Consider the following 13,477-nt stretch of genomic DNA (forward strand, 5'->3'; position numbering starts at 1 on the left):
AAGCGGCGCGGACAATCCTGCTTGATTCGCCGCGCCGCATTTATGATAAAAAACAAAAACTTAATGTGATTTCGTATGTTCCTGGATCATGTTGAACATCTCGTCCTTAACCGCCAATTTCTTTTTCTTTAAAACGGATTCTTCAAGCATCTCTTCGTCGCTCGGATAGGTCAGTTCGGCGATCTCCGTTAATCGTTGTTCGTAATTGTGATGCCTTTGCGCAAGTTCCCTGAAATTCTGGTTGTCCTTTAGCAATTCTTCCCTTGCGGTTTCGATCTGTGCTGTGTCCATGGCCGTTTTTTCCTCACTTAACTGGTTTCGTTTCAACGAAGAACGGTGAAAGATCATTCTCCTGAAACTGTTGAAATCTTAGTATAGGTGTCCTTTCAAAATCAAGCGCTCCGATTTCTTCACACCGACGTTTTGGCCATCAGCAAGGCGTCATCCGCCGGCGACGAGTAGAAGTTCTTTCGCTTGCCGGTCCGCTCGAATCCGATGGTTTCGTAGAATTTGATCGCCGCGGTGTTTCTCTCACGGACCTCGAGAAAAACAACGTAACCGATCGAAGGATCGAGCTGCGCGACAGCACTCTCGATCAGAGAGGCAGCGAGTCCCCGGCGTCGAAAGAAGGGGGAAACGCCGATGTTGCAGATCTCCATTTCTTGAATCGATCCGGGATCGGAAACGGCGTGATTGGTGTTCGTTATCAGACGCGCTACAATGAAACCTGCGAGAACGCCGTCGACGGATGCAACCAACGTGATCGAATCCGGGCGAACAAGTTCGGCTTCGTAATCCGCTTCGGACCAGGGACTCAGGCCGCACGCCGTCTCAACGGCCTTCACCGGCGGAACGTCCGTCGCGCGCATTGTCCGGATACCGGTTTTCATTCCCAATCGACCAAGAGCCGCGCCGTATCGCTTACCACGCTGACGTCTCCTTCAAGAAAAGCCACGCCCCTGTTCCCTGCCCCGCGGATGCGTTCAGCCAAATCGCTCGTAAGAACGAATCGGGAGCCGCAAAGCTCGGAGACCGCGCGGTCGAGCCATCTTTCGGTCGCGAGCGATTCGCCGGAGCCTTCCGTCATACCGACACGGAACACGACCGTATCGGCGCCGGCATAAACCGCGGAGACCGGCCTTTGCCCGTCTTCGGAAAGTTCGCGATGAAGAACGTCAAGCAAAGGGCGCTCGGTGCAAACGATCCCCAGAGCGTCCGCGAGGCCGCGGGCGAAAGAGATTCCGATGCGAAGCCCGGTCGCGCTGCCCGGTCCCGTCGAAACGACGACGCCCGCCAGTTCCGCCCGGCTCACATCGCAATTCCCGAGAGTCTCGGCGACGAGTCGGCCGAGGCCGACCGAAACCGACTCCCCGGGCTCGCAGCGCCCCGAGACGAGCTCTTGTCCGTCGCGAAAAACCGAAACGCTTGCCATTTTCTGAGATGTGTCGATCCCGAGCACTGTCCGTTTGGTGTTCATCGCCCTCCGCCCCTTACCAAATTCCTTACCGCCGGCCAGACGCGCGCGAACGACGGATTGAAGCGCTGGAAAACGTTCTTCAGTTGATACTTGAAACGCGGGCCGTCGTCGATCTCGCCCTCGACCTCGATCGTTGACTGCAGGGCGTTCGGCGGGATCCGTTTGCGTATCTGCGCCACGATCTGCCGGGGATCGTTGAGGATCGTATGGAGCGGAACGAGCCTCACGCCGCTTGCCCATTCGCGCTCGACCGTGCGGCAGACCCAATCCGGGATATCCTCGAATTCTTTCGCGAACGGAACGAAACCGAGATCGACATCGAGATACCGCGCGGCGAGCCCGACGGTGGTCACGACCCAGCGCCGCCTCCGCGGACCGACCGGGGCGAAGCACTTGTCCCAATCGAAGCGGTCGCCGCATTGACTGAGCAGGTGCGCGATGTCCCAGAGCCTATGCCGGTAGGCGCCGCCGTCGTTCATCCAGTGGACCGACAGAACACGCAAATGATCTTCAGGGCACAGGACCCGTATCTTCGCGCCGGCGCAATCGACCAGAACGGACCGTTCGAACAGATTCTTCCAGTTCTCAGTATCGAGATGCCTGAGTTCGCGGTGCAGGTCCGTCCGATACAATCCCCCGCGAATGCGCGCAGCCTCGGCCGCCTCGTACTCTTCCGCTGCGAACGCGAGATCGATGTCGCCGAGGTGCCTTGCCGAAGGCTCCGGATAATACCGTGCCGCCGCCCAGCCCTTTATCATTATCGGGTTCAGGCCGGCGGCCTCGAAATCGCGCCAGACCTTCGCGATTTCGATCTCGGCGACCCTTAATGCGAGCATACGGAACTTCGCCTCATCGGTCAGGGCGCCGCGACCGCAGCCTGTGTTTTCCGACGTTTCCGTCACGATTTTTTCAGAATTCCTTCGACCCAATTCAAAACCTCTGACGCTTCGCCCCGCTCGCCTTCGAAAACATCCGCCTCGGAGCACAGACGCGCAACGAAGCGCATTGTTTCGGCCGGAAACTCGCGCACGACGCCATTGTAAAAGAAACTATCGAGCAAACGAAAACCGGCGACGCCCGTCGCCATCCGCACCGGATTCCAAACGCCGCCCTCGCGAAAGGCCGGAAACAGCACGAGTTTGACCCGCACCGGAATCGTGCCGTCCGCGCCGCCGAGGCTTCGCGCCGAACGGGATTCGCGCCGTTCGCCGTCGCGGACCGCGAGCGGGATCGGGTAAGGATAAAGATTGCCGTCGCCGTCGAGGATCGCGCAGTCGTCCGTGTAATACTCGCCCCCGGCTTCGATCAGAGTTCGGACAAGTGTCGTTTTTCCCGAAAAAGTGTTCCCCGGTATTAGAATCCCTCGCCCGCCGATCGAGACCGCTCCGGCGTGGATAAGAAACAGCTTCGGCGCGGCGAGCAGGGCGATCGCGAATTGAAGCTTGGTTTCAAGGCCTTTGAGCGAATCGCCGTCGAGTTCGTCGAAATTGAAGGCGGGCTCGAAATCCCTCGAATCGAGATACAAACCGTTCGGGACGCGTCCGCCGCCGGCGACGATCGAGACGAACCTTTCGCAGGCTTCGTACGGCACCGTTTGAAGATCGCCCGGCAACAGATCATCGGCCGACGCTAAACGCGGGTCGTCCGTTCGAACGCCGATCCTCGTGCCGAAAAGATCGAACCCGAAGTAGCGCTTCCAGGCAACGCTTTCGAATGCGCTTGGGTGGGCCATATTGATACAAAAAAATGGCTTGAGTCGCCTCAAGCCATTTTACTGTTGATTCCGACCAAAAACTAACAAGGCGTACCGCAAGGCGCCACCTGACAATTATAAACGCCGGGAGAAACCTTGCAGCAGTATTGACCGCTGCAACCGCTTGAAGGGTTGTTCGATCCGCAAAACGAAGCGGCGCAGGTCACTGCCAGCGCGCTTCCCGGAAAGCTGAGCATCGCCACCACCGGCAGCGCAACCGCAGCCGCCAATCCGATCTTTCTGATCACGGCGCGGCGCGAGATTCCGTTGCTTTCCAATTTGAACTGCGCTTCGAGAAGACGCTCACTGGAAAGCTGGTCAATCGCGAGCCAAACCAGATCCTCGTCGACTTTCTGTGAAAATTCCTTGCCAAGCAATGCAGCGATCGCCCGAACATCATTCTTACCGTCGCAGGAACGCCAGACGAACGCTGCCGTCCGGTTCAGGCAGTGCGCCTCGTTCCGTTCGAGATCATATACGAGAACCTCGTCCCCGGCTTCCTGAATGACCAGTCCATTCTTACGGGCCATCGGGATCTGTGAATTGTTCATTGTTTTCTCCTCAAAAAAACTCAAAAGTGCAAATATGCAAAATGACAAAGGCCGAATTGGGGGGCTCGCACGAACTCTCGCACCTGCGTTCCAATCAACAAACCCTCTCCCTTATCTTACTTTCGGTCGATTATGCCACGCTTCTTCAAATTATACAAGACTTTACAGAAAAAAACTCGCTCTATTGATCTGACTGTGATCGAGATACTGCAATCGTGCGGCCAAAGCGTGAAACCAGATACATCAGGGCGCAAGTACCCGGCAGCGCCCAAACATAATACCAGAATCGAAAATCCCCGCGCAACAAAATTGTCACGCCGACGGCGGCGGCGAGCGTTGCGGACAATATCCCGTACAAAACCGTAACCCTTCGATGCGGCATCCCACCGATCACCAACTGTTGGTAGATGTGCTCGCGATGCGCGCGCCAAACCTTTTCCCGCCGCCAAAGACGCTTGCAAAAAGTAAAGACCGAGTCGAAAACAAAGAACCAAACGGGGATCAGGATCACGCTCTCCAGCCATCCGCTCCCACCTCCGGACGGTTCGCCGGCCGACAGAAACGGCATTACCGCAAACGAGAATCCAAGAAATGCAGCTCCAACATCGCCCATAAAGATACTCGCAGGCGCCCAGTTATGGTAAAGGAACCCGGCCGACGCGGACGCCAGTACGATTCCGAAGAACGACAGCACGGGTGCTCCCGCGAGGTGTCCGAAGACCGCCCACGCGATTCCGGCGGTGATCGCCTGGAGCGCCGCGATCCCGTCGATCCCGTCCATAAAGTTGTAGGCGTTGACGAACCAAACGATCCAGATGAAAGACAATGCAAACGATGCCCAGGGCGGGACAATTGAATGGAACGGCGCGAATCCGCCGGTTTCGAAGATCACCAACACCGCAGCCGCCGAATGGATCGAGAATCGAAGGGCGACCGGCACGTGCCGAAAGTCGTCGATCATGCTCACCGCGGCGATGAGGATCGAACCAACGACGAAACTCCAGACGATTTCTCCGTTTGCGGCCGAACCGTAAACGACGTACGCGGAGAGCGACGCGAAAAATATTACGACCCCGCCGCCGCGCGGCGTCGGCTCGAAATGCGAACTCCGTTCGTTGGGAACATCGAGAACACGGCGTCGAAGGCTCCAAACACGATAGTACCTGACGCCGACGACGGTCGCGGCGAAGACGAGGAGGCAGGCTATCGGTGTCGTCAGGCTCATTGTCTATCTAAGGAAAGCACTTCGGCCCGGATCTCGTCGAGCGCCGCGCGCCGCGCCGAAATCCCGTAAACACGCTCCAGCGCTTCGGCGCAGTAGACGTCGTCGGCGAGCCACTTCCGCAAAAGAACGCCGGCCCTCGAAACCGCGCCGGCCCGCAGTGTCCGGTCGTTGATCCGAAACATCGACCGGAGCATTGCCGGCGGAACGTAGATCCTCGGCGGCCGGCGTCCGAGCGCTTTGCAGATCTCGCCAACGACGTCGCGGATCGCCACCGGTCGCGCCGCGACGTTAAAGAGACCCGTTGCGCCGATTGCGACCAGTTGATCGACGATCTCGGCGACGTCTGCGACCGAGACGAACGTCTTCAGATTGTCTCCCGAACCTACCGGGACAAACCGGCGGCGCTTGATTTGCGTTATCAGACGCGCCATGTTGCCGGCGTCGCCGGGGCCGATGACCGTTGCGAGTCGAAGGGTCAGCAATGAATCCCGGCCGAAGACGTCGGCGGCGACAGATTCCGACATCAACTTCGTTTCGGCATATGCATCGACCGGAAAACATTCGAATCCTTCGGTTACCGATGCGCTTCCGTGATCGCCATAAACGGCGACCGAACTCAGAAGCACGAAGCGTTGCGCGCCGAGTTCGGCGGCGAGCCGGCAGACGTTTTCCGTTCCGTTGACGTTGACCGTTTTGAATTGCTCAAACGACGCGCCGCCGAATTGATGCGCGAGGGCGGCGGCGTGCACGACCGAGTCGAACGGTCCGTGTTTGCGCACGCCTTCGAACGTCGCCGGATCGGTAACGTCGAACGAAACCCGTTCGAAACGTTCGTCTCGGCCTTTAGGGTCTTCGTTCCAATGCCGGCCCGCGGCGATCACCCGGTTCCCCGGCAAAACCGCGAGGCGGCGCGCGATCGCGCCGCCGACGAATCCGCTTCCTCCCGTGACGAGTATCTTCATTTCAGCGCCCGGCGGTAGTTCTCAACCGCCGTGTCAAGCGAATACTTTCCGAGTGCGGCGCGGCGCGCGTTTCGTCCGAGGTCCTCAAACAAACGGCGGCCTGCGGCGATCTCTTCAAGCGTCTCGCGGAGTGCCCCCGGATCGTTCGGGCGGACGCTCCAGCCGGCGTTGTCCTCACGCACCACGCGGTCGAGTTCCGAATCCGGCTCTGTCAAGGCGAGGATCGGCTTCCCGGCCGCAAGAATATTATAGGTCCGGCTCGGCATCGAAACGCCCCACATACGGTCGACGAGACTCACTACCCCGACGTCGCACGCGTTCAGGAAAACGTTCTGCTCCTCGCGCGGCCGAGGGTCGAGTATCCGGACATTTGAAAGCGCTTTCCCGGCGACCGTCCGCTCGAGCCATTTCCGTTTGACGCCGGCGCCGAGAAACAGAAAACAGAAACGATCATCGTCCCGTAACTGCGCGGCACACTCGATGATGCTTTCGATATCGTTCGGGTATCCCATATTTCCGGCATAGAGCAGGACGATCTTCTCTTTGATGCCCAACTCTTCGAGAAGTTCGTTCTCCCCACGCGGCCGAGGTTCGACGCGTTCCAGTTCGGCCCAATTCGGGATGATATCGATCGGAATGTCGAGCCCCGCCGTTTTGCGCCCGACGAGTTCGAACATATCCCGGCCGACGACTATGATCTTCGAAGCGTATTTGTAAAGCCAACGGTTGCAGCGGTTCGCGAACCCGACGATCGCCGATTCGGGCTTCGCCTTCGCCGCCGCGACGAGGATCTCAGGGTAGTTGTCGTGAATCAGAAGGACGTAGCCCGCGCCTTTCAGAAGCGACGCGGCCGCGGCGATGAAAGGCAGGCTCGGCGGCGTCGTCACCACCAGGACCTTGTCTCCTTTCCTGAACCGGCGGAGCGCGGTCGAAAAGATCGAGACGCTGAGCGTCAGCATATTGAGGACCCGGAAAGGAATGACGTTCTTGTTCAAACGGGTTCCACGTGCCCTGAATATGTCGACGTTCCGGTGAACTTCCCTCTTCGGCGCCCTGATCCCGCGTGCCGAATAGTTCGGCTGTCCGCAGATCACGCGGACGTCAAAATCGCCCACAAGTCCCTCGGCGATGCGCGTCAGATAGTAACCGGTCGACGTTTCTTCCGGGTAATAGAGCTCGCTGATGACCCACAGGCGCGGACGCCGCGCAGACTCTCCTGATTGTTCTTGGTCCGGCATCCGACGCCTCACACGTGCCTTCTCAGACTTGTATAGCCGAGGATGATCTTGCTCACGACCTGCGCCACATTCTCGGCCAGGTACTCTCTTGGAGCCTTCCAATCCGACGGTTGCGAAAGCGCGATCTCGACGGCCTTCAGAATCCGGCCCTGATCGGCGCCGCTGATGATGTTGCTCCCGCATTCGAGAGTCTCGGGACGCTCGGTAACGTCCCGCACGGTGACGTTCGGAACACCGAAGATCGCGCATTCCTCCTGGACCGTGCCGCTGTCGGTCAGCACCGCGAGCGCGTTCTTTTCGAGCTTCACGAAATCGTAAAATCCAAGCGGCTTCAGAAGGCGTATATAGTCGCTTTCCGGCTTGAGTCCGAACTTTGCAAGTTTCTCGGCGGTACGCGGATGGACGCTGACAAGCATTTTCTTTCCGAACGTCCCGACGACCCGTTCGAACCCTTGGAAGATCTCCCGCAGACGCCCTTCGATATCCACGTTTTCGGCGCGATGAATGGTGGCGAGAAAATAATCGAACGGTTTGACGCCGTACACCCCGAGCGCCGGACTCTGTTCGATCTCGTCCGAAAACGTTGTGAGCACCTCGTTGATCGGATTTCCGGTGATGAATATCCGTTCGCGTTCGATGCCTTCGCGGACGAGATTCTCCTTGCTTCGCTCGGTATAGGGCATCAGGAACGTGCTCGAATGATCGATGATCCGCCGGTTGACCTCTTCCGGAACCCGGTCGTCATAACATCGGTTGCCGGCCTCCATATGAAACACGGGAATCCCCCTTCGCGCCGCGACGATCGCCGAAAGCGCGCTGTTCGTATCGCCGAGGATCAGAATGCGATCCGGCTTGTGCTTTTCGAGCACTTCGTCCGTCTTCGTCAAGATCTGCCCGATCTGCTCGCCGAAATTCGCCGACCTGATACCGAAATGCTCGTCCGGCGTGCGCACCCCGAGATCGCGTATGAACACGTCGCTCAGACTCTCGGAGAAATTTTGCCCCGTGTGAACGGTAACGTGGTCGGCGTACTGGTCGAGCAGTTTGAGGATCAAGCTCAAACGAATAATCTCCGGGCGCGTCCCGAAAATCGTCATTACTTTCATATCGAACCCGTTAACTTGTCGTGATGAATTCTCTAATCTCTTTATCTGCCTCACTTAGCAGAATCTTCAGCTGCTCGACCGAGACATTGTCGTCCTTTGAGGAGTACTCGCTGCCCAGTGCCGGAACGAATTCGGCGGTCGAACGCAGTTCGGGAAGGACCGGGAGGATCACATAAAACTCTCCGCGTTCGACCGTCCTGTAGATCTCCTCCTCGGAGACCATTATCTCGTGGATCTTTTCACCGGGACGGATCCCGGTGAACACGAAAGGCAGGTCCTTCTCGCCCATCAGCGCCTTCGCGACGTCGGTGATCTTTGCCGCAAGCACCTTCGGAACATAGGTTTCACCGCGCTCGCCGGAGGTCACGGCGGCGAGGACCGTATCGACCGCGCGTTCAAGACTCAGAAGGAACCGAGTCATCTCGGGAAGCGTGATCGTCACCGGCTGATTCTTCGAGATCTGTTCCACAAAAAGCGGAATAATGGAACCGCGCGACGCGATCACGTTGCCGTACCGGACCGTGGTGAAGACCGTGTTCGCGCAATCGCGGTTGGCCTCGATCAGAATGCGTTCCTGGAGCGCCTTCGTCATTCCCATCACGTTGATCGGCTTGCACGCCTTGTCCGTCGAGATGCCGACGATCCGCTCGACCTTCAGGTCATGCTCGCGCACCGCCCGGACAAGGTTCTGGGCCCCGATGACGTTGGTCATCACCGCTTCGTACGGGAAATACTCGCACGAAGGAACCTGCTTCAGGGCGGCGGCGTGAAAAACCACGTCGGCATCGCGCATCGCGGCGGTCAGCGCCGGAAGGTCCCTCACGTCGCCGATCCGGAAATTCAATAAGTCCTGTGAATTCCGATAGATAACGTCATCCGTCGCGTGCTCGCGGTGGAGATACTCGAGGCGCATAAAATGCTGCTTCGCCTCGTCGCGAGAAAAGACGGTGATCTGCGCCGGAAGTCCTTTCCCGCCCTTCAGAAGCCGCCGCACAAGGGTTTTTCCGAGCGAACCGGTGCCGCCCGTGACCAAAATTCGTTTTCCTTCGAGAGAATTCATTTGCTCAATTATTTTCGCTTTTGCTGGATTTGTCTATGCATTGCGTCATTCGCCGCCATCCGGCCGACCATAGCCGGCCAGTCGTCGGGCCTGAATCCCGTTTCGGTGCGAAAGCGCGTCGAATCCAGACTGCGGTCGATGACGAACTCCTCGTCCGGTTCGATCTCGATCTCCACCCCGTAAGCCTCTCTGAACAACTCCAGGAGCCGGAACTTGTTGATCGGTTCGCTGGAAACGTGATACAACCCGCTCATCTCCGGACGTCTTTCGATGATATCCGCGAGTATCTCCGCCAAAACAACCGTCGGAAACCCGGAGTAGATCGCGTTTCTGAAGCCCCTGACCCTGCCGCCGGCGTTGCTCAAAAACCATTCAAGCAGACTGTGCGAAGTCCGCAGTTCCGGTCCGATGATCGATGTCCGGACCGTCAGGCAGTCGCCCTCCGTCACCTCTCCGAGATGTTTGCTGATCCCGTAGAGGTCCGTCGCGTTCGGAATGTCCGATTCCCGGTACATCCCGCGCTTGCCGTCGAACACGCAGTCGGTGCTGATGGTGATCAAACGGCTTCCCGCATCCGCGGCGAATTCCGCGAGGCGGTGCGGGAATATCGAATTGACCGTCAAGGTTTTGACCGTGTTCCTGGAACTTGGCAGTTGCTTGATGATCCCGACCGCATTGACGACAACATCCGGGCGTATCTCCCGAATGACTCCCCGAACGCGTTCGGCGGCCTCGATGTCCAGTGCTTCGACCGTCCGGGACCGCTCCAGAAAGCCGTATTCCTCGAAATCGCCGAACCGGCCGCGGATCGTCGCCACGACATCGAATCTGGGACGCCAGGACCGTACCAATTGATGGCCCAACATCCCCGTTCCGCCAAAAACAAGAACTTTTATCGTCATTAATGTAATTTCGAGAAGTCGGCAAACCGACACATAACCTAAACTCTCGATTTGTAAATCTCTTATTTACCAGGTTTACGGCTAATAATGCACATCGGACCTTAGCACTGGCATTCTCGTCCGCGCCTTACTTAAAGTGATTTCTCAACACTTTTCTGGACCGTTTCCCGAGCGGATAGGTGCACTTCGGCCGCTATCTCTCCGCAGGGGCTTTGGTGTATCCTCTACCTATGTGCGGAATTGCCGGCATCGTCGGGCCCGAACGACCCTCGACCGTAAAAGACACGCTTTCAAAAATGACCGATCGCCTCCGCCACCGTGGCCCCGACGCAACCGGTCACTTTTTCGATCAAGGCGTCGCGCTCGGGCACTTGAGACTCTCGATCATCGACCTCTCGGAATCGGCGAACCAGCCGATGAGCGATTCATCAAACCGTTTCATCATCACATTTAACGGTGAAATTTACAATTACCTCGAGGTTCGGTCCAAGCTTCCCGATTACGATTTCCGAACGAACTCAGATACCGAGACCATACTCGCGGCCTACTCGAAGTTCGGTCCCGATTGCCTTGCCCTTATGAACGGGATGTTCGCGTTCGCGATTTGGGACACGGAGCGCCGCGAATTGTTTATCGCGCGCGACCGTTTGGGGGTCAAACCGCTCTACTACTTCCTCGGCGAAGGGGTTCTCTATTTCGCCTCAGAGATCCGTGCGCTCCTCGCGTCCGAAGCCGTTCCGCGACGGATCGACCGCGGTGCGCTGCGAGACTATCTGCAGTTTCAGTCCGTCTACGCTCCGGACTCGATCGTCGAAGGGATCAAGCAGCTTCCGGCCGGATCGTTCGCACGCTTTGCCGGAAAGGAGATCGAGATCCGAACGTACTGGTCGATCGAGGCCGACCCGGCGCCAATTGAGGAGAAGTCCGAATCCGAGGTCCGCGGCAAGGTACGCGAACTGTTCAGGCGCTCCGTCGAGCGCCGGCTCGTGAGCGATGTCAGGCTCGGCGCGTTTCTGTCCGGCGGAATAGACTCGAGCGCGGTCGTGGCGATGATGTCCGAGATCAGCCCGGCGCCGGTCAGCACATTTTCCGTGAACTTCGCCGAGAAGGAATTTGACGAGTCGGAATACGCCGAGACGATCGCCCGGAAGTTCAAGACCGAGCACACGAGCATCCGCCTCGGCGCCGCGGATTTTCTGGAACAGCTGCCGAAAGCGTTGAAGGCCGCCGATTCGCCGAGCGGCGACGGCGTCAACACATATGCCGTCTCGAAAGCGACGCGCGAAGCGGGTCTCAAGGTCGCGCTTTCGGGTGTCGGCGGAGACGAACTCTTCGCCGGATATCCGAATTTTCTGAATTGGCTGAAATTTCGGGGCGGGCCGGTATCACGTGTGCCGCAGGTTCTGAAAAAGGCGGCGGGCGCCGTCCTGTCTCATTCCGCAAACTCCAAGTACCAGCGCCTTGGCTCGCTTCTGAGCGCGGGAAACTCAAGCATTGCAGCGTTTTACCCTCGAACACGTCAAGTGCTTTCTGAACGTCTCGTCGGCGAACTGACCGGAACGTTCGACGGTTCTTCGACGATCGCTTCGGAACTGGCGACGCGAGGCGCGGAGATTGCCGAATTCCCTATGCTCAGCCAGTTTTCGATCGCCGAAATGCTGGGTTACACGCAGAACGTTTTGCTCAAGGACGCCGACCAGTTCAGTATGGCGTCGGCGCTCGAGGTTCGCGAGCCGTTCTTTGATTTTGAGTTGGTCGAGTACGTCCTTCGCATTCCGGACAGCTTCAAGTATCCGTCCTATCCGAAGCGTCTGCTCGTCGAATCGCTCGCGCCAATGCTTCCGGATTCGATCGTCCACCGCAAAAAGATGGGATTCGTTCTCCCTTGGGAACACTGGATGCGGAGTGAATTGCAGGAATTCTGTGAACGCCGCATCGGGCTCATCGCGGAGCGCGACATTCTTGATGGCGCAAGAGTTGGAAGGCTCTGGCGCGACTTTGCGGAGCGCCGCTCAGGCGTTCTGTGGTCGCACATATGGCACATCGTCGTCCTCGCCGAATGGCTTGAGGAGAATGGCTTTTAGTACAAATGAAGATCTTCTATCCGCTCGAGGTTTTCTACCCGTCGCAGGCCGGCGGGCCGGCGAACACCATTTACTGGATCACCAAGAACCTCATCCCGCACGGATTCGAACCCGTCATCGTTGCGACCGATAAAGGCATTGAATCGAAGGTTCCGCTGGACACCTGGCTCAACAGCGACGGAGGCCGCGCCATCTACATCCGGACGCGCTTCCTGAATTTTCCCTTGCGGCAAACGTTGACGGCGCTGCGCACGTTTGCGGGGTGCGACGTCGTGCACGTTTCCTCGTTTTTCTATCCGGCGGCATTCGTGACGGGTATCGCCGCTCGGTTGATGCGCAAGAAACTGGTCTGGTCGGCGCGCGGAGAACTCGATACGAAGGCGCTGAAACATTCGCGCGGGCGAAAACTTCCCGTGCTGGCGGCGATCCGCCTGATAGTCGGCCGTTATCCCCTGTTTCATTCGACCTGCGACGAGGAAACGCGTTACATCAAACTGGCGTTCGGCGACAGCGCGCGCGTCGTTCAGATCGCCAATTATCTCGAGATTCCGAAGCCCTTCGCCCGTGAACCCCGGGAATATTTTCTTTACATCGGAAGGATTCATCCCAAAAAGGCGATCGACAATTTGATTCGCGCGGTTTCCGCGTCGGATAGATTCATGGCATCTCGCTTCGTTTTGAAGATCGCCGGCGCAGGCAAAGAGGAGTTTGAAGAACCGTTACGTAAACTGGTGTCAGAATTGGGTTTACAAGACAAGGTCGAGTTTCTCGGCCAGGTCGAGGGCGAGGCCAAGCAAAAACTCTACGCCGACGCGTATTTCACGATAATGCCGTCGCATACGGAGAATTTCGGGGTCGTGGTGCTGGAATCGCTCGCTCAGGGAACACCCGTGATCGCTTCAAAAGGCAGTCCGTGGGAAAGTTTGGAAAAGGAACGCGTCGGCTACTGGATCGAAAACTCCAAGGAGGCGATCGCCGAATCGATCGACAGGGCATTGTCGATCCCGTCAAAAGAATACCTGGAAATGCGCCGCCGGTCGCGGCCGTACGTCGAACGCGAGTTCGACATCGATCAGAACATCGGTCAATGGATTGATGTTTACAACTCGCTTTAGCCCC

14 protein-coding genes are annotated in these 13,477 nt (G+C 57.9%); 2 read left to right on the top strand and 12 right to left on the bottom strand.

Annotated features, from left to right (window positions below):
* Window positions 1–60 precede the first annotated feature (60 nt).
* The 12 genes from IPN69_12285 to IPN69_12340 all read right to left on the bottom strand — a co-directional run bounded on the left by IPN69_12285 (window position 61) and on the right by IPN69_12340 (window position 10,274).
* Window positions 61–291 (bottom strand): DUF465 domain-containing protein, encoded by a 231-nt coding sequence (locus tag IPN69_12285; protein MBK8811495.1) that lies wholly within the window; start codon window positions 289–291, stop codon window positions 61–63.
* A 119-nt stretch (window positions 292–410) separates the two neighbouring features.
* On the bottom strand, window positions 411–890 hold the full coding sequence (locus IPN69_12290; GenBank protein MBK8811496.1) for a GNAT family N-acetyltransferase: 480 nt from the start codon (window positions 888–890) through the stop codon (window positions 411–413).
* Entirely contained in the window at window positions 887–1,477 is a 591-nt protein-coding gene (gene tsaB, locus IPN69_12295) for a tRNA (adenosine(37)-N6)-threonylcarbamoyltransferase complex dimerization subunit type 1 TsaB (protein ID MBK8811497.1), read from the bottom strand. The genes IPN69_12290 and tsaB overlap by 4 nt, the downstream gene beginning before the upstream one ends.
* Window positions 1,474–2,379, bottom strand: coding sequence for a nucleotidyltransferase family protein (locus IPN69_12300; GenBank protein ID MBK8811498.1), 906 nt, complete (start codon window positions 2,377–2,379; stop codon window positions 1,474–1,476). The genes tsaB and IPN69_12300 overlap by 4 nt, the downstream gene beginning before the upstream one ends.
* Entirely contained in the window at window positions 2,376–3,209 is an 834-nt protein-coding gene (locus IPN69_12305; GenBank protein MBK8811499.1) for a hypothetical protein, read from the bottom strand. The genes IPN69_12300 and IPN69_12305 overlap by 4 nt, the downstream gene beginning before the upstream one ends.
* 62 nt (window positions 3,210–3,271) lie before the next feature.
* A complete protein-coding gene (locus tag IPN69_12310; protein ID MBK8811500.1) occupies window positions 3,272–3,781 on the bottom strand; it encodes a PqqD family protein in 510 nt (169 codons plus the stop codon).
* 181 nt (window positions 3,782–3,962) lie between these two features.
* Window positions 3,963–5,006, bottom strand: coding sequence for a glycosyltransferase family 4 protein (locus IPN69_12315; protein MBK8811501.1), 1,044 nt, complete (start codon window positions 5,004–5,006; stop codon window positions 3,963–3,965).
* Window positions 5,003–5,968 (bottom strand): NAD-dependent epimerase/dehydratase family protein, encoded by a 966-nt coding sequence (locus IPN69_12320; GenBank protein MBK8811502.1) that lies wholly within the window; start codon window positions 5,966–5,968, stop codon window positions 5,003–5,005. The genes IPN69_12315 and IPN69_12320 overlap by 4 nt, the downstream gene beginning before the upstream one ends.
* Complete coding sequence (locus IPN69_12325) at window positions 5,965–7,206, bottom strand: glycosyltransferase family 4 protein (protein ID MBK8811503.1); 1,242 nt, start codon at window positions 7,204–7,206, stop codon at window positions 5,965–5,967. The genes IPN69_12320 and IPN69_12325 overlap by 4 nt, the downstream gene beginning before the upstream one ends.
* A gap of 8 nt (window positions 7,207–7,214) precedes the next feature.
* Window positions 7,215–8,312, bottom strand: a complete 1,098-nt coding sequence (wecB, locus tag IPN69_12330; GenBank protein MBK8811504.1) for a UDP-N-acetylglucosamine 2-epimerase (non-hydrolyzing) — start codon at window positions 8,310–8,312, stop codon at window positions 7,215–7,217.
* Window positions 8,313–8,322: 10 nt separating this feature from the next.
* The gene (locus IPN69_12335) at window positions 8,323–9,372 is read right to left on the bottom strand and encodes a polysaccharide biosynthesis protein (GenBank protein ID MBK8811505.1); all 1,050 of its coding nucleotides are present in this window, start codon (window positions 9,370–9,372) and stop codon (window positions 8,323–8,325) included.
* Between the two features lie 8 nt (window positions 9,373–9,380).
* Window positions 9,381–10,274, bottom strand: a complete 894-nt coding sequence (locus IPN69_12340) for an SDR family oxidoreductase (protein ID MBK8811506.1) — start codon at window positions 10,272–10,274, stop codon at window positions 9,381–9,383.
* A 230-nt stretch (window positions 10,275–10,504) separates the two neighbouring features.
* Here IPN69_12340 and asnB point away from each other — a divergent pair, with 230 nt between their 5' ends.
* Together asnB and IPN69_12350 are read left to right on the top strand one after the other, a co-directional pair.
* Window positions 10,505–12,358: an asparagine synthase (glutamine-hydrolyzing) gene (gene asnB, locus IPN69_12345; GenBank protein ID MBK8811507.1), complete on the top strand. Its 1,854-nt coding sequence runs from the start codon at window positions 10,505–10,507 to the stop codon at window positions 12,356–12,358.
* Between the two features lie 5 nt (window positions 12,359–12,363).
* On the top strand, window positions 12,364–13,473 hold the full coding sequence (locus IPN69_12350) for a glycosyltransferase (GenBank protein ID MBK8811508.1): 1,110 nt from the start codon (window positions 12,364–12,366) through the stop codon (window positions 13,471–13,473).
* The last annotated feature ends 4 nt before the right edge of the window (window positions 13,474–13,477 follow it).

This window comes from Acidobacteriota bacterium, from assembly GCA_016715115.1.
Taxonomy (GTDB): domain Bacteria; phylum Acidobacteriota; class Blastocatellia; order Pyrinomonadales; family Pyrinomonadaceae; genus JAFDVJ01.